This window comes from Thermosynechococcus sp. QS41 (genome assembly GCF_031583515.1).
GTDB lineage: Bacteria > Cyanobacteriota > Cyanobacteriia > Thermosynechococcales > Thermosynechococcaceae > Thermosynechococcus.
On the sequence record NZ_CP134181.1, the window covers coordinates 2385381 to 2407449 of the forward strand.

Annotated in this window: 17 protein-coding genes; 10 read left to right on the forward strand and 7 right to left on the reverse strand. The window is 55.1% G+C overall.

What is annotated here, in order from left to right; all coding sequences use genetic code 11:
- The first annotated feature begins 316 nt into the window (after nucleotides 1–316).
- Nucleotides 317–3079: an SMC family ATPase gene (locus tag RHJ80_RS11740; RefSeq protein ID WP_310801054.1), complete on the forward strand. Its 2763-nt coding sequence runs from the start codon at nucleotides 317–319 to the stop codon at nucleotides 3077–3079.
- Here the strand turns inward: RHJ80_RS11740 and RHJ80_RS11745 are convergent.
- The gene (locus tag RHJ80_RS11745) at nucleotides 3076–3213 is read right to left on the reverse strand and encodes a hypothetical protein (protein ID WP_024125599.1); all 138 of its coding nucleotides are present in this window, start codon (nucleotides 3211–3213) and stop codon (nucleotides 3076–3078) included. The two genes, RHJ80_RS11740 and RHJ80_RS11745, sit on opposite strands and share 4 nt — an antisense overlap.
- 325 nt (nucleotides 3214–3538) lie before the next feature.
- Here RHJ80_RS11745 and RHJ80_RS11750 point away from each other — a divergent pair, with 325 nt between their 5' ends.
- Nucleotides 3539–4279, forward strand: coding sequence for an FHA domain-containing protein (locus tag RHJ80_RS11750; protein ID WP_310801055.1), 741 nt, complete (start codon nucleotides 3539–3541; stop codon nucleotides 4277–4279).
- Nucleotides 4280–4486: 207 nt separating this feature from the next.
- Nucleotides 4487–4813 carry a 2Fe-2S iron-sulfur cluster-binding protein gene (locus RHJ80_RS11755; protein ID WP_181495070.1) on the forward strand — a complete coding sequence of 109 codons (327 nt, stop codon included), beginning with the start codon at nucleotides 4487–4489 and terminating at the stop codon, nucleotides 4811–4813.
- A gap of 129 nt (nucleotides 4814–4942) precedes the next feature.
- On the opposite strand, the gene glmS is transcribed toward RHJ80_RS11755, so the two are convergent.
- Together glmS and RHJ80_RS11765 are read right to left on the reverse strand one after the other, a co-directional pair.
- Nucleotides 4943–6823, reverse strand: coding sequence for a glutamine--fructose-6-phosphate transaminase (isomerizing) (gene glmS, locus RHJ80_RS11760; protein ID WP_310801056.1), 1881 nt, complete (start codon nucleotides 6821–6823; stop codon nucleotides 4943–4945).
- A gap of 39 nt (nucleotides 6824–6862) precedes the next feature.
- Entirely contained in the window at nucleotides 6863–7168 is a 306-nt protein-coding gene (locus RHJ80_RS11765; RefSeq protein WP_310801057.1) for a hypothetical protein, read from the reverse strand.
- Between the two features lie 347 nt (nucleotides 7169–7515).
- Here RHJ80_RS11765 and RHJ80_RS11770 point away from each other — a divergent pair, with 347 nt between their 5' ends.
- Nucleotides 7516–9009, forward strand: coding sequence for a UDP-N-acetylmuramoyl-L-alanyl-D-glutamate--2,6-diaminopimelate ligase (locus RHJ80_RS11770; protein ID WP_310801058.1), 1494 nt, complete (start codon nucleotides 7516–7518; stop codon nucleotides 9007–9009).
- Between the two features lie 41 nt (nucleotides 9010–9050).
- Nucleotides 9051–10523 (forward strand): helicase C-terminal domain-containing protein, encoded by a 1473-nt coding sequence (locus RHJ80_RS11775; RefSeq protein WP_310801059.1) that lies wholly within the window; start codon nucleotides 9051–9053, stop codon nucleotides 10521–10523.
- Here the strand turns inward: RHJ80_RS11775 and larE are convergent.
- Nucleotides 10495–11307, reverse strand: a complete 813-nt coding sequence (larE, locus tag RHJ80_RS11780) for an ATP-dependent sacrificial sulfur transferase LarE (protein WP_302679171.1) — start codon at nucleotides 11305–11307, stop codon at nucleotides 10495–10497. The two genes, RHJ80_RS11775 and larE, sit on opposite strands and share 29 nt — an antisense overlap.
- A 153-nt stretch (nucleotides 11308–11460) precedes the next feature.
- On the opposite strand from larE, the gene psb30 reads away from it, so the two are divergent.
- Complete coding sequence (gene psb30 / locus RHJ80_RS11785) at nucleotides 11461–11601, forward strand: photosystem II reaction center protein Ycf12/Psb30 (protein WP_149819710.1); 141 nt, start codon at nucleotides 11461–11463, stop codon at nucleotides 11599–11601.
- A gap of 19 nt (nucleotides 11602–11620) precedes the next feature.
- Here the strand turns inward: psb30 and recJ are convergent, their stop codons facing one another.
- Nucleotides 11621–13909, reverse strand: a complete 2289-nt coding sequence (recJ, locus tag RHJ80_RS11790) for a single-stranded-DNA-specific exonuclease RecJ (protein ID WP_310801060.1) — start codon at nucleotides 13907–13909, stop codon at nucleotides 11621–11623.
- A gap of 136 nt (nucleotides 13910–14045) precedes the next feature.
- Between recJ and RHJ80_RS11795 the strand changes: the two genes are divergently transcribed.
- Nucleotides 14046–15635 (forward strand): iron uptake porin, encoded by a 1590-nt coding sequence (locus RHJ80_RS11795; protein WP_310743833.1) that lies wholly within the window; start codon nucleotides 14046–14048, stop codon nucleotides 15633–15635.
- On the opposite strand, the gene RHJ80_RS11800 is transcribed toward RHJ80_RS11795, so the two are convergent.
- Nucleotides 15632–16576, reverse strand: a complete 945-nt coding sequence (locus RHJ80_RS11800) for a GTP-binding protein (RefSeq protein ID WP_206200329.1) — start codon at nucleotides 16574–16576, stop codon at nucleotides 15632–15634. The genes RHJ80_RS11795 and RHJ80_RS11800 overlap by 4 nt on opposite strands.
- 109 nt (nucleotides 16577–16685) lie before the next feature.
- On the opposite strand from RHJ80_RS11800, the gene RHJ80_RS11805 reads away from it, so the two are divergent.
- Together RHJ80_RS11805 and RHJ80_RS11810 are read left to right on the forward strand one after the other, a co-directional pair.
- Nucleotides 16686–17426 carry a DUF561 domain-containing protein gene (locus RHJ80_RS11805; RefSeq protein ID WP_206200330.1) on the forward strand — a complete coding sequence of 247 codons (741 nt, stop codon included), beginning with the start codon at nucleotides 16686–16688 and terminating at the stop codon, nucleotides 17424–17426.
- Nucleotides 17404–18408, forward strand: a complete 1005-nt coding sequence (locus RHJ80_RS11810) for an RsmB/NOP family class I SAM-dependent RNA methyltransferase (protein WP_310801061.1) — start codon at nucleotides 17404–17406, stop codon at nucleotides 18406–18408. Before RHJ80_RS11805 ends, RHJ80_RS11810 begins: the two co-directional genes overlap by 23 nt.
- On the opposite strand, the gene RHJ80_RS11815 is transcribed toward RHJ80_RS11810, so the two are convergent.
- Entirely contained in the window at nucleotides 18312–19439 is a 1128-nt protein-coding gene (locus tag RHJ80_RS11815; protein WP_302678381.1) for a hypothetical protein, read from the reverse strand. The two genes, RHJ80_RS11810 and RHJ80_RS11815, sit on opposite strands and share 97 nt — an antisense overlap.
- A 38-nt stretch (nucleotides 19440–19477) precedes the next feature.
- Here RHJ80_RS11815 and glgP point away from each other — a divergent pair, with 38 nt between their 5' ends.
- A complete protein-coding gene (gene glgP / locus RHJ80_RS11820) occupies nucleotides 19478–22069 on the forward strand; it encodes an alpha-glucan family phosphorylase (RefSeq protein WP_310801062.1) in 2592 nt (863 codons plus the stop codon).

Here is a 22069-nt window from a genome sequence, read left to right on the forward strand (position 1 = left end):
CCCCAAGCGTAGGATGCCTAGCGTCAGGAGCATCGAGTGCGGAGACCAAGCTTGCCGAGAAACAAGGGTATTACTATAGATCCAGCCTAGGGAAAGTCACTCGCCAATGGCAACTTTTTCAAAAAGACTTAAGACCAAGTAAACTTTTGTAAAAGTATGGATTGTTTTATCAATGCAGAACACCTGCCGACAAGCAATATTCTTCAGGAACTTCACACTTGGCTGAGCGAGGGTAGCTAGCTTCTGGTCTCTCACTTGTTGTTTGATATGGGTTGATCAACGTTCTATCAACTGCCCTAGCCTTTGGAGACAGACGGTGGAAATTCAGCGACTAACCCTAAAAAACTTTAAGACCCACCGCGATCGCACGTTTGAGTTTCTGCCCGGTGTGAATGTCATCTGTGGCGAGAATGGTGCGGGCAAAACCAGTATTTTTGAAGCCATTGCTTGGGTGCTCTTTGATGCCACCTCGGGCTATGGCAGTGGCTTTAATAAGGCGATTATTCGTAAGGGCGCTAAACGTGCCGAAGCCGCGGTTCACTTTATCTCAGCGGTGGATGGTCGCTCCTATCTGGTGCGGCGCAATACGCAAACGGGGTACGCGATTTATGACCCCCAAGTGGGAGACCTCGGTCTTTCGTTGCGTGAAGATGTGCAGGTGTGGTTGCAGGAGCACCTTGGTATCCGCAGTGCCTTTCCGCTTCGGGATCTCTTTGAGCAGATCATTGGCATTCCCCAAGGGATGATCACGGCGGATTTTCTCAAGCCACCCGCCCAGCGGCGGCAAGTTTTTGAACCCATTTTGCAGGTGAGTGATTATCGCCAAGCCTTTGACAATGCCCTTGCCCTCGTGAATTTTTCCCAAGAGCAGGTGGTGTCCCTAGAGCGGCAGTTGGCTGTGCAAAAACAGGAACTGGCCACGCGATCGCAATACGAACAACAGGCAACCGCCTTGGCAGCGGAGCTAGAGCGCGATCGCCAGCAGTGCGAGGAATTACACCAACAATGTCAGGCCTTGGCTGCCGAAAAACAGCAATACGAAGCTGCTGTTGAAACGCTGAACCGTCTTGCGCAAACCTGTCAGCGCCTCGAAGCCCAACTGCGTCAGCAGGAGGAACTCTGTCGCGATCGCCAGCGCCAGTTGGCCGCAGCTCGCAATAGCCAAGCCCAGTGCCAGCAACTGCAATCCGACTATGATCGCTATCGGCAGCAAGAGAGCCGCTACCAAGAACTTGAGCAGCAACTACGGGGACGAGCTGCCCTTGAGCAGAACATTCGCAAGCTAGAGCAGCAGCAACAAAAGCTGGCCACCCAATTAGCTAGTATTGAAAGCCAACGCCAAGCGATCGCCACCATTGCTAGTCAACTTGCTGCCCTTGAACCCCAAATTGCTGCTGCCGACGCCCTCGATGCCGAAATTGTCCCCCTTGAGGCGCGCTACCAACAAGCCCAGCAGGCGGATCAAGAACTGCGCCACCTCAAGCAACAAGCGGCAACGTTGCAAGCCCGCCTTGAGGAAATGGCGCAACAGGTGCAAGCCCTAGAGCAACAGCGTCCCTTAGCCGCCACCTTGAGCGCTAAACAAGCAGAACGGGAGCGACTCCAAGCCCAACTCAGCCACGCCACCGCCGCCCATGCCTTTGCTGCCACCCTTGATCCCATTCTCAATACGGCTCAGAGCCACGCTACGGCAACCGATCCCCTTGTCACAGCGGCCATGACAAGCCTCACAGCGGCACAGCAATTTTCCCTCGTTGCCACCGCCATTCAAGAGGGGCTAGAAGCACTTCAGCAGCTTCAGCAGAATTATCACTGGCTTTTGGATCAACTCACGGCACTGCGACAAACCCTCACGGATCCTGCCGCTATTCCCGCCCTCAACCAAACGTTAAAACAGTTAGAAACTGACATTGCCCGTGCTGCCGCAGCAGAACGATCCCTCTTGCAAGCCCAAGCCCTTGAGGAGGAACGCAGCCGTTTGGCAGCAGAGCTTAAGCAGTTGGGCGATCGCCAGCAAACCGTAGAACCCCTAAGCAAAGAACTCACTGATTTAGAACGCCGCTTGAACGAGTTACGGGAAGAACGCGCCAACCTTGGCCAACCCCATGCCCAGCGCCAACTGTTACTGGAGCAGCAGGCAGCAGCCCCCCAACTGGAAGCCGACTACGCACGTTTGGGTACCGAACAGGCCACCCTACAAGCTCGCCTCACCCCCCTCTATGAGGAACGCCAACACTATGCCACCCTTGAGGAACAGCGGCAACAGCTTAGCGATGAGCTAGCTAGACTACGTCCCAGCTATGATACCTATCTCCAACACCAGCAGCAGGCCGCCCAAGTAGAAAGCTATGAAGCTGCCCTGAGAACAGCTATGCAAGCCGCCAATGAGTTGAAAGCTGCCCTTGCCAAAGCCCAAGCAGAGTACAACGCCCAAGAGCAAGAGGTCGATTTAGCCGCTCTGGAAGTCGTGCGCGATCGCTACGAAAACCTACACCGCGAGTATCAACGGCTCCTTGGTGCGATTCCTGAAAAAGAAAAGCAGTACCAAAGCTGCCTTGCCACCCTCAAGCATCTTGATGAAGTCGCCACCGAACAGGAAAAGACACTGCAAAAGCTCGTAGCGGCACAGAAACACCACTCCCTGATTGAGACGGCCCGCGACATTTTCAAAAAGAGTGGCCCCCGCGTCAGTGAAGCCTATCTGCACACCGTTTCCAGCGAAGCCGATCGCCTACTGCGCGAACTCCTCAATCGTCCTGATGTAGCACTCCAGTGGACATCGGACTATGAGATTCAGGTGAATGAAGGCGGCTACTGGCGACCCTTCAAAAGCCTCTCCGGCGGTGAGCAAATGTGTGCGGCCCTTGCGGTGCGCTTAGCCCTGCTGCGGGTACTGGTCAACACTGACATTGCCTTCTTTGATGAACCGACCACCAATATGGATCAGGTGCGCCGCCAACAACTGGCCGAGAGCCTGAGCAATCTCAGAAGTTTTCATCAACTTTTTGTGATTAGCCACGATGAAACCTTTGAAGCCCTCACCGAGCACACGATCCATCTGGAGCGATCGCTCCCTTAGGCGTAGGCCGTGTGGAGTGCCCACCAAATGAGTGCCGCAATAAAGCCAAGAATCAAAACGGCAGAAATCGCGATCATCGCTGGGCTGTCGGCACCATCAAACTTCATAATGCCGCGATTAAAATCCGTGGCCATAGGAATAAACTCCAAGCACCATTGAATCCACAGTAACCAAATTAATTTTAGGCTGCTTTTCTGGCAGTGGGGTTGGGGATAACGACTTGTTACGATTTGTGGCGCTCCCTAAAAACCCTCTTAAATGTGATCAATATCACAGCAGCCCTAGGTGAAACAGGCAAAGGTAGAAGTAAGCACACAGCCTAGACCACTTGTTGAAGTGTCACGTTTTGTAACGTTTTGTAACGTTGCTCCTGCCCTAACTCAAGATGAAGGGGGGAGGATTCAGATTTGCAGAGGGGATGATTTCTTGAGGGCTGTTGAAACACGGGGGATAGAGATAATGAATAGCCTGCAACAGGAACGTCACGTCTTAATTTTGAATACCGTGGGTGGCCGGCGGGCGATCGCCCTTGAGGCAGCGGCCTACTCCCTTGGGCGCGATGAGAGTAATGCCATTGTGATTGACTTTGAAACCGTTTCCCGCCAGCACGCTATTCTCCTGCGGGTACCTGTCCCCGGTACCACCAGCTATCGCTATCGTTTGGTGGATGGCAATGCCAATGGTAAGCCCAGTACCAACGGCACCTTTGTCAATGGCAAGCGCATCAGTAGCCATGAATTGCAGCACGGCGATGTGATTCTCTTTGGTCGTAAAGCCAAGGCTTCCTATCTCATGCTCTCGATGGCGGATACCGAGTTCAGCCAATATCTGCAATCCATTGCCTTCCAAAGCATTAAATCCGATCTGCGGGGTGCCAAGGAAACCCTTGTGGGTATGGAGCTAAGTGGCGAACTGCGGCGAACCCCGAGCCGTGAATTGGTGGCAGCGGCAGCCACGCAGTTACATCCTGAAGCCGAACCCGCAAAAGAGACCTTGGCCAGTGAGAGCGACAGGGAGGCGCAGGGGAACAACAAAGAAACCGTCCATGAAAAAGAGAGCCAAGGCTCAAAAACCAGCCTCGTGGGTCTAGGGGCGATCGCCCTTGTGGTTGTTGCCATTATCGCAGGAGCCGTCTGGCGATCGGGCTTCTCCCCCAGTCAACCGCAGGGTACACCACCTGCCACTCAAACCCGCAACTAGCTCAACCCAGATCCTGCATTGCTTTGATAAATAGTTTCAAAGTATAAACAATTCCGTATAACAGTCGTTCCCCTGAGTCCCTTTGCTAAAATGAAAGCAATATGGAATGCGTTCTACAACTGCCTGTGGGGTTGCGATCGCTCTAAAGCCATGGGTTAAGCGGACAAGCAGACAGGCATTTCAAAAGCCAGTTTTAGGAGAGCTTGAATGACAAAGCGGGATCATAGCAAAGTTTATAGTGTCACACTGGTCAATGAAGCAAAAGGCTTGAATAAAACCATTCGTGTTCATGCCGACGAGTACATTCTTGATGCTGCCGAAGCTCAGGGCATTGCTTTGCCCTACTCCTGCCGCGCCGGTGCCTGCGTCAACTGTGCTGGTCGGATCATCAAAGGGACGGTGGATCAGTCGGATCACTCCTTTTTGAAGCCCAAGGAGTTGGATGCTGGATTTGTGCTGCTGTGTGCGGCCTATCCCACATCCGATTGCGTGATCTCAACCCACGAAGAAGATAACTTACTGAACTTGACTTAATCTTTTAGTTAATTTCGTCATTATTATCGCTCAAAAATTAAGTACCCCCTAGGAGCAGAACCACAAGTTTTTCTATGTGGTCTTTTATCTTTTATTAGTTATTGGCATTGCCGTCGGTGTAATACAAGGTTATTCAACGGTTACTGACTTGGCGAGGTTGCGGGGTTGATCGACATCTAAGCCACGGCGGGCAGCAATGTGATACGCCAACAGTTGCAGGGGGATCACCGTCAGGATGGGGGAGAGAAGCTCATCGACCTCGGGTACAGGTAAAAGGTTATCGAAGGTGTGCTGGGCTTCGGCCTCGTCGAGGGGGGTGACACCAATGAGGCGGGCATCGCGGGCACGGGCTTCTTGGGCATTGGAGAGGACTTTCTCAAAGACACTGCCGGGCATGGCGATCGTGACCACCGGTACTTTGGCATCGAGGAGGGCGATCGGGCCATGTTTCATCTCACCCGCAGGATACCCCTCGGCATGGATATAGCTAATTTCCTTGAGTTTGAGGGCACCTTCGAGGGCAATGGGAAAGTTGATGCCGCGTCCCAAAAAGATAAAGTCTTGGGTCTCGGAAAAGTCATGGGAGAGAGCTTCAATATAGCGTTCTTGGCTTTCTAAAATTTGCTCCATCTGGGCAGGCAATTGGCGCAAGCCAGTGACGAGTTCCGCCAAGCGGGAGCGATCGCAAGACTGCCGCTGCCATGTCAATTCTAGGGTCAGCAGATAGAAGGCCATCAACTGGGCAACGAATGTTTTTGTGGCGGCTACGCCAATTTCAATACCGGCACGGGTATCAATAATGTGGGGCACCAGATGCCCTAGACTGCTTTCCGGGCGATTGGTAATCCCCAGCAAACGAGGTTGGAGAGCGCCCGCGAGTCCTTGGCGGCGTTTTAGCTCCATCTCTAGAGCGGCAAGGGTATCGGCTGTTTCCCCAGACTGGGTGACACCAATGGTCAGGGTATGGGGTAGCAGGGGCGGCGGCGCGTAGCGAAACTCTGAGGCATATTGCACACTGGTGGGAATCTGGGCGATTTGCTCAAGAAGATATTTGCCCACAAGGCTGGCGTGCCAACTGGTGCCACAGGCAACAATTTGAATGTGCTGCAGATTTTCGAGGAGGCTGGGGTCTAGGTGCAACTGCACCGGGCTAAAGGAACTGTTCTCATCCCAATCGGCTCGCAAATAGTCCTCTAAACAGGTGCGCACCACCCCCGGCTGCTCATAGATTTCCTTGAGCATGTAGTGCTTAAAGCCCTGCTTCTCCACCATGACGGGGTTCCAGTTGAGGGTGCGAGGGGTTTTGCGTAGGCGATGTCCCGCAAAGTCATAGACTTCAACCCCTGTGGGCGTCAACCGAGCCAGTTCGCCATTTTCCAGCGGCAATACAGCACGGGTATAGGGAATGATCGCTGGGGTATCGGAGGCGCAGAAGAATTCCCCTTGGCCAAAACCAATCACAAGAGGAGCTTGCTGCCGGGCCACGATCAATTCATCGGGATAATCTGCACAGATAACGGCGATCGCAAACGCCCCTTCCAATTGATGCACAGCTTGGCGCACCGCTTCTAGGAGGCCATTGGCGGTGGGGGTCTCAGGCAACGCTTCGGCAATCAGGTGGGGAATGACTTCTGTATCGGTTTCGGAGCGGAAAATGTGCCCCCGCGCTTGGAGTTGCTCCCGCAGTTCACGGTAGTTTTCAATGATGCCATTTTGCACCACGGCTAGGCGATCGCGGCTGTCGCGATGGGGGTGGGCATTGTGTTCCTCTGGTTTACCGTGGGTCGCCCAACGGGTGTGGCCAATGCCAACATGGGCAACAATGTCGAGCTGTTCAACTTTTTCGGCTAAGTTGTGGAGTTTGCCCTTGGCGCGGACACAGAGGAGTTCGCCCTCATTGAGTGTGGCAATGCCAGCGGAATCATAGCCCCGATATTCCAGCTTTTGCAGCCCCTGAAGCAGGACTTGGGCTGCTCGCTGTGGGCCAATATAACCAACAATGCCACACATAATTGATAGACCTCGTAAGCTGAGAGAAACAGGAGTGCTCTAACGACGGCTGGCAAATTGCGGCAGTTCCACCTGTGACCGTTTGAGGGGGAGTCGCGAACGGGAGGCAAAGCGTTCTTTGGTGAATTCAGCTTGCCACGGTTGAATGCCAATGGGTTGAATCGAACGCGGATGGGAAACTGCTGGCATGGTGATCGCGTCTAAGGGTTTCGAGGCGGTTCTGGAGGGAACCTGAACGCGGTAAACTGTCCTGTGCCAAGAGGTTTCAATCTGGCGGCGAGAATTGGCGATCGCTTGCCATTCTTGATCATCCATGTTCCAGTCTGTTTTGTGCCACTCACTCATCACCCAACACCCACACCTTAATGACATGTTATTATTCGGATTTTTATGAACTAGATTATCGGAATTTTAACAAAAGGCAAGCTTTGGGCAAAAATTGTCACAGGATGCTAGGGGGACAGCCTGTAACTCCCGTCACCTGCTGTGTTGAGCAATTACGCCAATCCGCTAGGGTTCATGCGCTTTCAGTGCAACTCAAGACACTTCACAAACTGGTACGTGCCTAGGCTGCATCTCCTCTCGCAGAATTCCTCATCCATACAGTGGGGTCGTTCATTGCCGTATCTTTTACAGCCAAGTGCCGTAGTGCCACAATACCCTAAACGGCCTATCACTGGAGATGCACAGCCATGAACCTACGGGAACTCCTAACGGCGGCAGAGATTACGCCGAGTTTTGAGCATCCTGCCCTCGATCAAGAGGTGAAGTCCCTGAGTACGAATTCTTGGGAGTGTCAGCGTGGCTCGTTGTTTATTGGCATGCCTGGCACGCGGGTGGACGGGGGCAATTTTTGGCCAAGTGCCTTGGCAGCGGGGGCGATCGCGGCTGTGGTGTCTCCGCAAGCCAAACCCCGTGAGGGAGATGCCTGTGTGATTGTGGTGCCCGATATTGAGCGTGCCTGTGGTCGGCTCGCGGCTGCTTTTTATCATTACCCCAGCCAGCATCTCAGCCTGCTAGGGGTTACGGGTACCAACGGCAAAACAACCACCACCCACTTGGTGGAACATCTCCTCAACAGTGTGGGCTATCCAACGGCACTCTTGGGAACGCTCTACAGTCGCTGGCCGGGACACTGTGAGATTGCCAGTCATACCACGCCCTTTGCGGTGATCCTTCAGGAACAATTAGCGGCAGCAGTCGCAGCGGGCTGTCGGTTTGGGGTGATGGAGGTGAGTTCCCATGCCTTGGCGCAGGATCGGGTGTGGGGCTGTCAGTTTGAGGTGGCGGCTTTTACCAACTTGACCCAAGATCATCTGGATTATCACCGCGATCTGGAGGACTATTTTGCCGCTAAGGCCAAGCTCTTTACTGCTGACTATCTCAAGGGTCGAGCAATTCTCAATGGCGATGATCCCTTTGGCCAGCGACTGGCTCAACAGTTGCCGCGCGATCGCTACTGGACCTATGGCCTCAGCGAAGATGCCGATTTTTGGGCTGAGCATCTCACCTATCGTGTCAATGGCGTGACGGGCACGGTTCATACCCCTATCGGTAGCGGCACCCTAGACTCGCCGTTGGTGGGACAGTTTAATGTGGCCAATGTGCTGGCCGCGATCGCCATGGGGGCAGCGGTAGGACTCCCCCTAGAATCGATGCTGAAGGCGATTCGTGATTTTGCGGGGGTACCGGGGCGGATGGAGCAGGTGCGCATTAGCCCAGACCAAGAGATTACGGTTCTTGTGGATTATGCCCATACCCCCGATAGCCTTGAGAACTTGTTAAAAGCTGCCCGTCCCTTTATTCCCGGTAAGCTAATCTGTGTCTTTGGCTGTGGGGGCGATCGCGATCGTACCAAGCGTCCCCAGATGGGAGCCATTGCCGCTCGCCTTGCGGATCAAGTGGTGGTGACATCCGATAACCCGCGCACCGAGGATCCCCGCCGCATTCTTGATGACATCCTTGCTGGTATCCCACCGCAAACGCCGCTGATCGTTGAGGCCGATCGCCGTCAAGCGATTCTGCAAGCCATTCTGAGGGCAGCGCCGGGTGATGGCGTGATCATTGCTGGCAAAGGTCATGAGGACTACCAAATTCTGGGCACTGAAAAAGTCCACTTCGACGATCGCGAGGAAGCCCGTACTGCCCTCGAACAGCGACGCAAACAACAACTGAATCAAGGCTAACGTGCCACAATAGGGGATTGTTGTTCCACAGCGAGCAGATTGTGATTGAGGCAGAGGTTCACCGCCAATTACGGGCATTTTTACGCAGCAGTGGCGATCGCCGGTGGCCTCACCATCTCACCTTGGCGCGGCTGGTTGCCCGTGCCCTACGGCTGCAGCGGGGGTGTTTACTTCAAGTCACTCAGCGGGCAGTGTTGCACCATCGCTATGGCCTGAGTTATCTGCTGCCGCTGCTGTTGTATCCTGAACCGGCCCTGCTCGTCGTCCCCCAAGAGCGACTGACACGACTACTGCACCAAGAAATTCCTGAACTCCTCACCTTCCTTGCGGTTGCGAAACCGATTCAGCATAGCCCGTACCCGCAGCCAGCCTTTGAGGGGGTGCTTGTAATGAGCCTCGAGGACTGGTGTCGCCACGCCACCGCCCATCCCAACGTTGTCACGATCATTGATGGCATTGAAGCCTTGCCCCAAATTGCCCAGCAGCAGATGACCTGCACCATTACCACCAGCGATTGGGAGCACCTGAAACTCGCGATTCCCAGCGCCGTTGGTGCGATTCGCCAAGTCTATGCCCAGTTGGTGCAGCACCTCTTTCAGCGGCCTCAGAATCCCTACGGCGACTATCTGCTCACCCCTACAGAACAGCAACCGCTCCTTGAACTCCTGCATCAATGGCCGCAGGCGCTGCCTCCCCAATGGTCGCAATTGCGGGACTACCTCAACCGCAGTGACACGGTGATTTGGGGACGGCGCCACCCCACGGTGGGGTACTTCAGCCTCCAAGGACACCCCCTCAGTTTCCGCGCCTATTTTAAGGATCTTTGGTCGCAAGCGCCTTTTGTCCTCATCGGCAGCGGCCCCGATACAGACTCCCCTCTAGCCTATGTGCAGCAGGAACTAGGGATTCCGCCCCAAACGACGATTAAATTTGCCAGCGATCGCCACAGTGAAGCGATTACCCTTGCGATCTCCGAAGACTTACCTCTCCCCAACACCCCGGAATTTGCCCCAGCCGTCCTGCGGCGTCTCTACGATCTCATTGGCACGATTGGCCATCGGCGGGCGGTGATCCTTGTGAGTGATGTGCCGCTGCGGGAACAGTTGGCCACCCAATTGGCTGCCCTCTACGGTTCACGGGTACAGGTGGAGACCCCCAACCTCGACACGAACACGATTTTAGTGACGGGGGAAGCCTTTTGGCTGCGTCATGGGGCGCAGTTGCCCTGCCCGGCGCTGTTTGTCTTGACCACACTGCCCTTGCCCTCGCCGGAAAAAGCGGTGGTAAGTGCCCGCATTGAATGGCACAAGCAGCAAAAACAGGATTGGTTTCGCCAGTATCTCTTGCCAGAGTGCTTGACGATATTGGATCGCGCCCTTGCCCCTGTGCGTCAGGATGAAACGCTGGTGGCGATTTTGGATCGGCGGCTCACGGAGCGCAGCTATGGCCGGGAAATTCTCCAGAGTCTCAGTCCCTACAACCGCGTTAGCGATCGCGCCCAATCACCGCGTTGAGTTTGCCACTGCGAAAGCCCTCCAGATCCAAGGTGACATAGGTAAAGCCAAGGGACTGAAAGTGGTTCACCAGCTTCTCCAGATCCGTCATCGTCACAAAGTGGGCAATCTGCGCTTGGGGCACCTCAATGCGCGCCGTATCGCCATGACTGCGGACGCGGCACAGTTCCCAGCCCTGCTTGCGCAGGTAGTATTCGGCATGGCCCACCCGTTGCAGTTTGGCAAGGGTAATTTCCTCACCGTAGGGAAAGCGCGAACTCAGGCAGGGTTGAGCAGGTTTATTCCACCACGGCAGACCCAAGGATTTGGCAATTTCGCGCACCTCTAGCTTGGTAATCCCCACCTCGGCAAGGGGCGATCGCACCCCCCGCTCTTTGGCCGCAGCAATGCCGGGGCGATAGTCTTGGAGGTCATCAGCATTTACACCATCGAGAATGTAGTCATAGCCCCACGCCTGTGCCAGTTCCCGCAGGCGATCGTGGAGTTCACTTTTGCAGAAATAACAGCGATTCACCGGGTTCGTGGCGTAGTTGGGATTGTCCAGTTCATGGGTTTCAATGAGTTCATGGCGAATGCCGATGGCCGCCGCCTGAATGCGGGCATCCTCTAGATCCGCTGGAAAGAGCGAGGGGGACACCGCCGTGACTGCCACCGCGCGATCGCCCAAGACATCCTGAGCAACTTTGGCCACAAGCGTACTATCAATGCCGCCAGAGTAGGCAATCAAGGCTTGATCGAGTTCGCCAATGAGATCCCGTAAGGCCGCTAGTTTGTCCACGCCCATCACCGACCAATGTTCCGAGAATTCTGCTCCTACAGTGTAGCTTAGGGATAGACGCAGCAAGCTCAAGCGCCCATTAAGCAAATGCTGCGAGTGCTCCCCCCTGCTCTAAAATAAAATCACGAACTGATAACCGCTGATTGCTCGGGAGAACCTATGGGAATTTTCAATGGCATTATTGAGTTTCTTAGCAATATCAACTTTGAAGTGATTGCCCAACTGACCATGATTGCCATGATTGGCATTGCAGGGCCGGCAATTATCTTCCTATTGGCTGTGCGGCGCGGCAATTTGTAGGCCATTGTTTTGCCAAGAATTAGGAAGTCTCCCACCTTTGCGCTAGCCGTGCCAAATCCTTAGCTTGCAGCTGATACCAGCGTTGCAATCGTGTTAGTTCTGCGGTAATGCTCAGGGTGGGGGCAAATCCTTCACAGCCATAGCCCAAATGGCGCAGGATCGCTACAAGCGTACAGGGAGCAATCCAATAGGTTTGACTCAAGGCTAAAAGATTCACCTTAGTCTGTTCTTTGAGGTCATTTTGAATTGAGAGGATGAGGGTTGTCAGCGGAGCGATCGCCGGTCGTTGGCACCCTACATAGACCATTTCTGGTTGGGCAATGGCCAAGAGCCAACGCAAGTGGGTGGCAGAGGGCGGCAGTGACCAGAGAATGAGGGTGCGACAGCGATCGCGGGGGCGATCGTAGTGAATGATTGCCGTGGTTAAGTTCGGGGGGACCTCAGGACGGCCATAACCATAGAGCAAGACATTGTCCCGCAACTGCGGCAGGAGCGTTGTCAAAGGCGGTAGGGGTTGCCAATGGGGAAGCGGGTGACTGGGTGGATCAGGGATGTGCCACGCCAGTGAGGGTTTGACCCCCTTGAGTTCCAGTTCCAACTGGGTTTCGCCATTCCAAGTGTGGGCTGTGAGGTGATAGGCAATATCGACCGTGGTGGGCAACGGAAAAAATTGTCCCCAGCGCCAAGCCTTAGCGGTCATCTGCCGCCCATTCTGCTCTAGGGTGAGTTGCAGATGTTCCCCCTGCTGACCCATGGGTGCTTGTTCGAGAATCTTGACCCCGCGACTACAGAAAATTGGCTGCGGATTCTCACTGCCAAAGGGTTGCAGTTGCTCCACTTGGGCGTAAAAGTCCCACGTCAGCTGCTCAAAGGAGACTTCGGCGTCAAGGGTAACAAGGGGACGCAGATCCTCTGGTTTGAGACAGGTTTGGGCAAAGGCTCGCAGGCGATCGCGCCAAGTCGCTAAATGCTCTGCCCGTAGGCTAAACCCCCCGGCTGCCCTATGACCGCCATATTTCAAGAGCAGATCCTTGGTCGCTTCAAGGGCCTCAAAGACATGGAATTCGGGAATACTGCGAATTGAGCCGCGAATGGTTGTCTCATCTTCATAGGTGCCAATAAACACCGGTACGCCGTAGCGCTCCACGAGCCGCGAGGCAACAATGCCAATGACCCCATGGTGCCAGTCGGGCTGGACGATCACTAAGACCCACTCCTGTTGGGGATCAAAGCCCGTCTCTTCAAGGTGGGCGATCGCCTGTCTCTCAATCTCAGCACAGAGTTCCTGACGGCGACGGTTCGTTTCCTCACAGAGAGTGGCCAGTTCCAGAGCACGCTGCGGATCCGCAGTGGTCAGCAGGTCAATCACCACTTGGGGATCACCAATGCGGCCAATGGCATTGATGCGTGGTCCCAGCCGAAACCCTACCGCTGTGGGCTTGAGGGCGGTATTCTGGGCTGGCAAACAACCCGCCATCTGCATCAGCGCTTGCACCCCCACAAGAGAAGAGGTGGGAATTGTTTGTAACCCCTGCTTGACCCAGCGGCGATTCACCCCCATCAAGGGCGCCAAATCCGCGATCGTGCCAAGGGTACACAGTTCCCGCAAAGGCCGCACCAGTTCGCGCCAGTTGCCCAATCGCTGCGCCAAGGACAAAGCAAGAGTATAGGCCATTCCCACCCCAGCGAGGGTATGGTAAGGGGATGTTGGCGGCACCAGTTTTGGATTGAGAATGGCATGGGCAGGGGGCAGTTGCTCCGGCACATCGTGGTGATCCGTCACGATCACCGTCAGTTCCAGTTCCCGTGCCTTGAGAATGGGCTGGTGGGCAGCAATGCCGTTGTCCACGGTGAGAATCAGTTTCACACCGCGCTCGTAGCAGTCTTGAACAATCCGCTCATTAATGCCGTAGCCTTCCTGCATGCGGGAGGGAATTTCATAGTCAATGTCGGCTCCCAAATGGCGCAGCGCACGCAACAGCAGAGCGGTACTGGTCATGCCATCAGCATCGTAATCGCCACAAATGGTCATTTTGTCACCGCGGGCGATCGCCTGCTGCAGGAGTTCCACTGCCAGATCAAGGTCGGGAAAGACCGTTTGCGGTGGCGGTAGCGCTAGAGTTTCCGGTTCGAGAAAGGCCTGTACCGCTTCTGGAGTCGTCAGACCCCGCCGCAGATAAATTTCCGCTAGTGATGCGGGGCAACCCAAGGCCTGCCTCAAGGCGTCACAAGACTCGAGATCAATGGGTGGCAAGAGCCAACGTTGCTGGGGAAGGGCACCCATAATGCGGCGGGGGGAGATAGGCAAAGCGATAACCCCAATGCTAACTTGAGCGTGGCTTCGGTTGACAGACCGAAAAAATAGAATAATAATCGTTACCATTCTCATTTAGCCTTGGTGAATTCCCGAGGCCGTGTCTTGGTGTGAGGTAAGGAGGTCAGTGATGGAAAAATCCCTAACAACGGTTATGGTGGCTGCCATTCACCTTGCACTACTCAGTCCAGCCGCTGTTGCTGAACCTAGGATGCCCGCTCCCGCCAGCATCGGACAGGTGACCTCTGTCTCCCAACTGTCTGACGTGCGCCCCACCGATTGGGCCTATCAAGCCCTTGCGTCCCTTGTGGAAAAGTACGGCTGTATTGCTGGCTATCCCGATGGCACCTTTCGGGGCAACCGTGCCCTGACGCGGTTTGAAATGGCGGCTGCTTTGAATGCCTGCTTGGATGTGATTAGCGATCGCTTTGCCACCAAGGAAGATTTAGCCACCTTGCAACGGCTTAGGGAGGAGTTTGCCGCCGAACTGGCCACCCTACGCGGACGGGTGGACAACCTCGAAGCCCGTACTGCTACTCTGGAGGCCACGCAATTTTCAACAACCACCAAGCTCTCTGTGGATGCCGTGATGGCCTTTCAAGCCGGTGGCAATACTCGCCAAGTCGTTGACCCCATCTCTGGGAATACGTTCACTGGGGGCAGCTACAATCCGACGGTGATTAGCAAGGTGGAGATTAACCTCAATACCAGTTTTCGCGGTACGGATTTACTGACCACGACCCTCGAAGTGGGTAACAACGGGTTAGATACGTTTGGGGCAACGGGGATTGGTACTGACGGCTTGATTGCCGGTGGCGCTGCCGATTACAGTGGCGTTGGCGCAAATGTGGAATTATCTCGACTGTTCTACAGCTTCAAGCCCACAGAGGATTTAACGATTGGTGTTGGGCCGCAATTTTATCCCAGTGATATTGTGGATACCAATAGCTATGCCAACGATTCTTTCACGGATTTTAGTTCCAATTTCTTTATCAACAACCCGCTGATTGTGCCCTACGCCGTCAATGATCCCGGTGGGGCGGGTGTCAGTATTGAATGGAATCCGGGAGGCGGATTCTTCACACTGCGCGGTGTTTATGTGGCCGCTGCAGCGGGAGCACCGACGGGTATCCCTACGGGAGGAGGTCTTTTTGGCGATCCCTATCAGGGAACCGTGGAACTGGAGTTTGCCCGTGCCTTTGGTGCCAATGAACGGAACAACTTTGCGGTGCGCCTGCAATATACCAACTCCTCAACCCTGAATATTTCCCAGAATGCCGGCGGTGTCAATGTGGAACTCACCCTCGGTAAGTTTGGCCTCTTTGGCCGCTATGCTTACTCCGATATGAAACTCTATGGCGATGGAGCAACGATTAATGGCTTGGGGCCATTTACTGTGGATCCGGGGGTCTTTGTCATTCCCGCTGGTGGCCAAGTGAAGACCACTGCGCAAACATGGATGGCGGGTTTGGCCTATCGGGACTTGTTGGCGGAAGGATCATTGCTAGCAGCGGCGGTGGGTCAGCCCTTTATTAACTCGTTGGCATCACAACCCGGGATCAATGATGCTACCCAAACCAACTATGAACTCTTTTTCCGCTATCCCCTCAGCGACAATATCTCAATTACGCCTGTGTTTATGGCAATCACCAATGCCAACAATAGCGCTACCAATAGCCCCATTTTCCAAGGGTTGATCCGCACCACGTTTAGTTTCTAAATCAGACACGCCCTAAAGGCTTGGCGGAGCTGGTGCTCATCAAGGTTACGGCCAATAAAGATGAGTTCATTGCGCTGATGGCCAAGGGGGCGATCGAGGGGACGACCATCAAAGAGCATATGCACCCCCTGAAAAACAAAGGGCTGGGGCTGCTCCGCGAGGTGCAAAATCCCCTTCATGCGGAAAATATCGGGGCCTTGGGTTTGCAGCAACTGGCTCAGCCACGTTTGCAGCTTAGCGCCATCCAATTTGCCCTCAGCAACAATGGCCACAGAACCCACAGATTCATCGTGTTCATGGTGATCTTCGCCAAGAAAGTCTGGGTCGAGTTCGAGGGCCCGCTCAAGGTCAAAGCCCCCCACATCGAGGATGTGCTCCATGGGGATGGCGGCCTGCTGGGTGCAATACACTTTGGCCAAGGGGTTCATGGCATGAATGCGATCGCGCAACTGGGCGAGGTCTGCTTCGCTTACCAAGTCCGTTTTATTGAGCAAAATCACATCGGCAAAGGCAATTTGCTCTTGGGCTTCGTCCGCTTGCCAGTGGTAGTGAATGTGCTTGGCATCCACCACGGTAATCACGGCATCTAGGTGAGTTTGGCTGCGGATGTCCTCATCCATGAAGAAGGTTTGAATGACGGGTGCGGGATCGGCAAGCCCCGTGGTTTCAATAACAAGGTGATCAAACTTGTGCCGCCGCTTCATCAGGTTGCCAATGATACGGATCAAGTCGCCGCGCACCGTACAGCAAATGCAGCCATTATTCATCTCGAAAATTTCTTCATCGGTATTGACCACCAGTTGATGATCAATGCCCACTTCGCCAAACTCGTTGACAATCACAGCGACCTTCTTGCCGTGTTCGTGGGTGAGAATGCGATTGAGGAGTGTGGTTTTACCGGCACCCAAGTAGCCAGTGAGCACTGTAACGGGAACGGTCATAGGCTGGACAACAGCTAGAGACTCTTTGAGCCTATCAAATATCCGTTACAGTCGTTGTGAAAAGGGCTGTAGGATAAAAAAATGCACAACTACGGAAAGTTTCAAGTCTATGCTGCATCCGCGTTTAGCCGCTGCCTTTGAGCAGCGTTCTGTTCTCAAGATTATTAGTGGCCTCAACAATTTTGATCGCGATCGCGTGCGGGCGGTGGTGACTGCTGCCGATCAAGGGGGTGCCACTTTTGTGGATATTGCTGCCGATCCTGAGCTGGTGCGCCTTGCCAAGGAACTGACGACACTGCCGGTCTGTGTGTCTGCGGTGGAGCCATTACAACTGCTAAATGCCGTTGCTGCTGGTGCCGATCTGGTGGAAATCGGCAACTACGATAGCTTCTACGCCCAAGGGCGGGTGTTTAGCGCTGAGGAAGTGCTGGTATTGACGCGCCAAACTCGCGAGTTGCTGCCCCAAATCATGCTGTCGGTCACAGTGCCCCACACGCTGCCCTTGGATCAACAGGTTGCCCTCGCTGAGGCCTTGGTGGCCGCCGGCGCCGATGTCATTCAAACCGAAGGGGGAACCAGTAGCCAACCCCACCACAGTGGCACGTTGGGTCTCATTGAAAAAGCAGCCCCGACATTGGCGGCAACCTACGAAATTTCCCGCGCCGTTGCGGTGCCGGTGCTGTGTGCTTCGGGGCTTTCGACAGTGACGATTCCCTTGGCGATCGCTGCTGGGGCTGCGGGTGTCGGGGTCGGCTCTGCCGTCAACCAACTCAATAGTGAAGTGGCCATGGTGGCCAGTGTGCGTGCCCTCGCCGAAGCAGTCAAAGGTGCCATCGCCCTCCACCGCTAAGCCTGTGGTGAAGCTCTCCCGATTGGCTGTGGCCTGTGCTAACCGTCTCTTTGAGACTGCCGGCGATCGGGAGCGTTTTTTAGAGGCTCTCACCACTCCCCCGCCCTACCCTGCCACGGTGCTGTGGTGTCGCGAGCCAGCGTCTCCCTTACCCTTTGAGCCATTGCCGCCACTTTCTTGGCAGCCCCCTTGGGTGAGTCGCTTTGCCCCCGGCAGCCGTACCGGTCAACACCCTCTCCATGAGGCCGGGGCTTATTATTGCTTGGATAGCTCATCGGTGTTTGCGGCGGTTCCGCTGCTGACGCTGCCCCAAGAGCCGTCATTGGTGATTGATGTGTGTGCGGCGCCCGGCGGCAAGAGCCTCTTTGCGTGGCGATCGCTGCAACCCCGCTACCTCATCTGTAATGAAACCATTGGCAAACGGGTGGGGATGCTGATTAGCAATCTCAAACGCTGTCGAGTGCATCCAGTGGGCGTCACCGCTTGGGATAGTGAAGTGCTGGCTGCTGAGTTCCAAGGCGCTGCTGATGTGGTGATTGTGGATGCTCCCTGCTCTGGGCAATCGCTGCTGGCCAAGGGGCAAAAAGCTGAAGGGTGTTTCCATCCATTGACCATTCGCCACAACCAACGGCGGCAAAAACGTATTCTCGCAACTGCAACAGCCCTAGTGCGTCCGGGGGGATGGCTGCTCTATAGCACCTGCACCTTTGGTCAGGATGAAAATGAGGATGTGGCGGCTTGGCTGATGGCAAGGTTTCCGCAGTGGGTTCCTCAACCTGTGGCGGCGCTGGCGGCCTATCAATCCCATCTAGCAGCCTTTCCCTGCTATCGGCTGTGGCCCCACCAAGGGGAAGGAGCGGGCGCCTTTACGATCCTCTGGCAGCATCAGGGGTCTGGGGAAGCCAATCCTTTACCGCAATTGGCTGAAGGTTGCGCCTTGGGCGATCGCTGGCGCTGGCAATCGAATTCCCAACCGGCATAGGTAATGGCAGCAACGGCATTTTGATCTAAACACCGCCCGAAAATGCGACTACCGGCGATCGCGTCCTGACCCATTAAGGTAGCTCCCAGCAGTTGTCCTTGGCGGTTGATCACCACTTGACCCAAGCTCTGACCCTCGGAACTAAACTGCTGAATCTCCCACAGTTGAACGGGTTCCCTGAGGCGTTGCTGGGCTTGCCGCGCATTCCAACCGACGCGGGCAATGGGAACAGGTAGGGCAATCCACCACGGTTGACGGTAGTAATCAAGGGGCAGGGATTTTCGCTGCAAAATCTGGCGGGCGATCGCAAAGGCTTCAAAGTAGGTCAGGGAGGGCAAATGGTACCCCCGCTGCCAACCGCCACAGGCATAGACTTGGGGATGACTGGTGCGCCCTTGGGAATTGATCCGCAGCCACCCTTGAGCATCTCGCTGGAGGCGGTGCAGGTTCAAAGGAGTTGGATCGGGGGCTTTGCGCCTTCCCAGTGGGGGAACCCCTAGACCGAGGCCACTCAGGGCAGCATGCAGGCGATCGTTGAACCACGCATCTTCTGTGGCCACAAGCGGCAGACCTTGTGCATCGGGATGCGAGGCTTTGCCAGACCAGTGGTGCCAACAGGCCAGCTCAATCCTGCTGAGGGCGTCCATATCCTGAGCATCCATTGCCGCAGGCGCATCAAGGAGGAAATAGCCTCGCGCATAGAGGCGATCGCCCCCCACCTGAAAATGACAGCGGGGCTGCCAGACAAATTCCCCCGCCCCTGTGATCACATCGACCCCCACCAATTCCAAGACCCTAGGGGCATAGCGGCGCTGTCCGTGGCTGAGGTGAGCTTGAAAGTGCTGCCACTGCTGAGTATCCAATCTTTGGGGGGGAAACTGCGACAGCCACCAGCGTTGCCACTGCCATTGCCACTGCGCATCAGCGGCTGGGATTACTAGGCCAATCCGCCCCAAGGCCGCACACCGATAGGCAATGTCCAATGCCAAAGGACTCGCCGCCACAATCAGCAAATCATACTCAAAGCGCATAGGAAATTAAGATAGAAACGACGACACTGGCAGCTCCTATGAAGCCCATCCGCACGTTTAACGTTCGTCCTCACTTGCCGCAACGTTTGGAACCCCTGCGGGAACTGGCCTACAACCTCTACTGGACGTGGAACACGGAGGCGATCGCCCTCTTTCGCCGTCTCGACCCAGAACTGTGGGAGCAAACCAACCACAATCCTGTCGCCCTTTTGGGACGCATTCGCCAAGATCGCCTCTTGGATGCGGCTGCCGACAACGGCTTTTTGGCACAGATGGAGCGGGTGATCAGCCAATTTCAAGAATATGTCCAGCCTGTGCAGACGTGGTACCAGCAAACGCGCACGGACGCGCCTCCCGGCGAGTGTATTGCCTATTTTTCCCTTGAATTTGGCTTGACAGAGTGCCTGCCGATCTATTCGGGGGGCTTGGGGGTCTTGGCCGGAGATCACCTCAAATCTGCTAGTGACTTGGGACTCCCTTTGGTGGGGGCGGGGCTGCTCTATCAAAAGGGCTACTTTTCGCAGTACCTCAGTGCCGATGGCTGGCAGCAGGAACGCTATCCCAGCAACGATTTTTATACCCTGCCCCTCAAGCTGGTCACTACTGGCCAAGGTCAAGAGCATCGGATTCGAGTGGACTACCCCAATCGAGAAGTCCAAGCACGGGTTTGGCAAGTTCAGGTGGGTCGGGTTCCCCTTTATCTTTTAGACACAAACCTGCCAGAAAACAGTACCTACGATCAGCAGATCACCGACTACCTCTATGGCGGCGATATGGATCTGCGCATCCATCAGGAGATGCTCCTAGGCATTGGTGGCGTGCGTCTGCTCCACAGCTTGGGGTTGCGACCAACGGTTTATCACATGAATGAGGGGCACTCCGCCTTTTTATCCCTAGAGCGCATTCGCCAACTGATCACCGAAGAGCAGCTTACCTACGATGAAGCCTTGCAGGTGGTCAAGGCCAGCCAACTCTTTACCACCCATACCCCCGTGCCTGCGGGGATTGATCTGTTTCCTGCCGATAAGGTGACGTACTATGTCGGCCACTATGCGGAGGCCTTTAACCTTTCGCAGCAGGAGTTTCTCTCCCTTGGCCGTGTGAATCCGGGGGCTTTTCAAGAACCCTTTAGTATGGCGAACCTAGCCATTCATACCGCCAGTTTTGTCAATGGGGTGAGCGCGCTCCACGGTGAAGTCTCCCGCCAAATGTTCCAAGGCCTGTGGCCCAATCTGCCGCCGACGGAGGTGCCGATTACCTCGATTACCAATGGCGTCCATGCTCGCAGTCGCGTTTCTGAACCATTGCAATACCTGCTGGATATTTACCTTGGGCCGCAGTGGTCTGATGCGCCCTTGGCGGATCCCCTCTGGTCGCGGGTCAGCAGTATTCCCGATGAGGAGTTGTGGCGTATCCATGAGATTTGCCGCTATCAGTTGGTGATGTTTGTGCGATCGCGCCTACAACGGATGCTTGAAGAGCAGGGCGCCTCTAGTGCTGAATTGACGCAAGCGGCAGAAGTGCTGGATCCAACCGCCTTGACCATTGGCTTTGCCCGTCGCTTTGCTACCTATAAACGCGCCACTCTCTTTTTGCGGGATGTGGAACGGCTGCGGCGAATTTTATTGGGATCAGTACCGGTGAAAACGGGGGTGAAGCAGCGGCGGCCGATTGTCCAGTTTGTGATTGCGGGCAAGGCGCACCCCAAGGATAACCCCGGCAAAGAACTGATTCAGGAAATTATTCACTTTACGCGCCAAGAGGGCATGGCCAACCACATTGCCTTTATCCCGGATTACGATATGCACGTAGCAAAAATGATGGTGGCAGGCTGTGATGTTTGGCTGAATACCCCTTTGCGGCCTCAGGAGGCCTCCGGCACCAGCGGCATGAAGGCGGCCATGAATGGCTTACCCAATCTGAGTACCTTGGACGGTTGGTGGGACGAGGCGGACTATGTGAAAACGGGTTGGGCGATTGGCCACGGCGAAACCTATGACGATCGCCACTATCAAGATCTGGTGGAAGCCAATGCGCTCTATGAACGGTTGGAGCGGGATGTCATTCCCCTCTTTTACGATCGCGATGAAAATGGGGTGCCGCGCGGCTGGGTGCAAAAAATGAAGGCAGCCCTTGCTCTCAATACGCCTCAGTTTAACACCGCGCGAATGGTGCGCGAGTATGCCCATCGGGGCTATTTCCCCGCCAGCGATCGCTACTTTACTCTCAAGGAAAATAACTATGCTGCAGCCAAGGAACTGGCACGCTGGAAAGCCCATATCTTTGAACACTGGTACTCAATTCAGATCATCAGTGTTGAAACCTCGGCTGAGCACAACCTCGAAGTCAATGAAATAGTTGAAGTCAAAGCTGTGATTGCCCTCGGTGCGCTCTCCCCCAATGACGTACAGGTGATTTTGTTCCAAGGGCGGGTGAATGACGCCGGTACCCTAGAGGAGGCTTGTCCTACCCTGATGACGTTTGTGGGTACCACCCCTGAAGGCTATAGCCTGTACACCGCCGAGATGAGCTACGACACGAGTGGCCACCAAGGCATTGCCCTCCAACTGCTACCGCGCCACGTCTATCTGAGTCATCCCTATGAAATGGGACTGGTCTTGTGGGCTTAG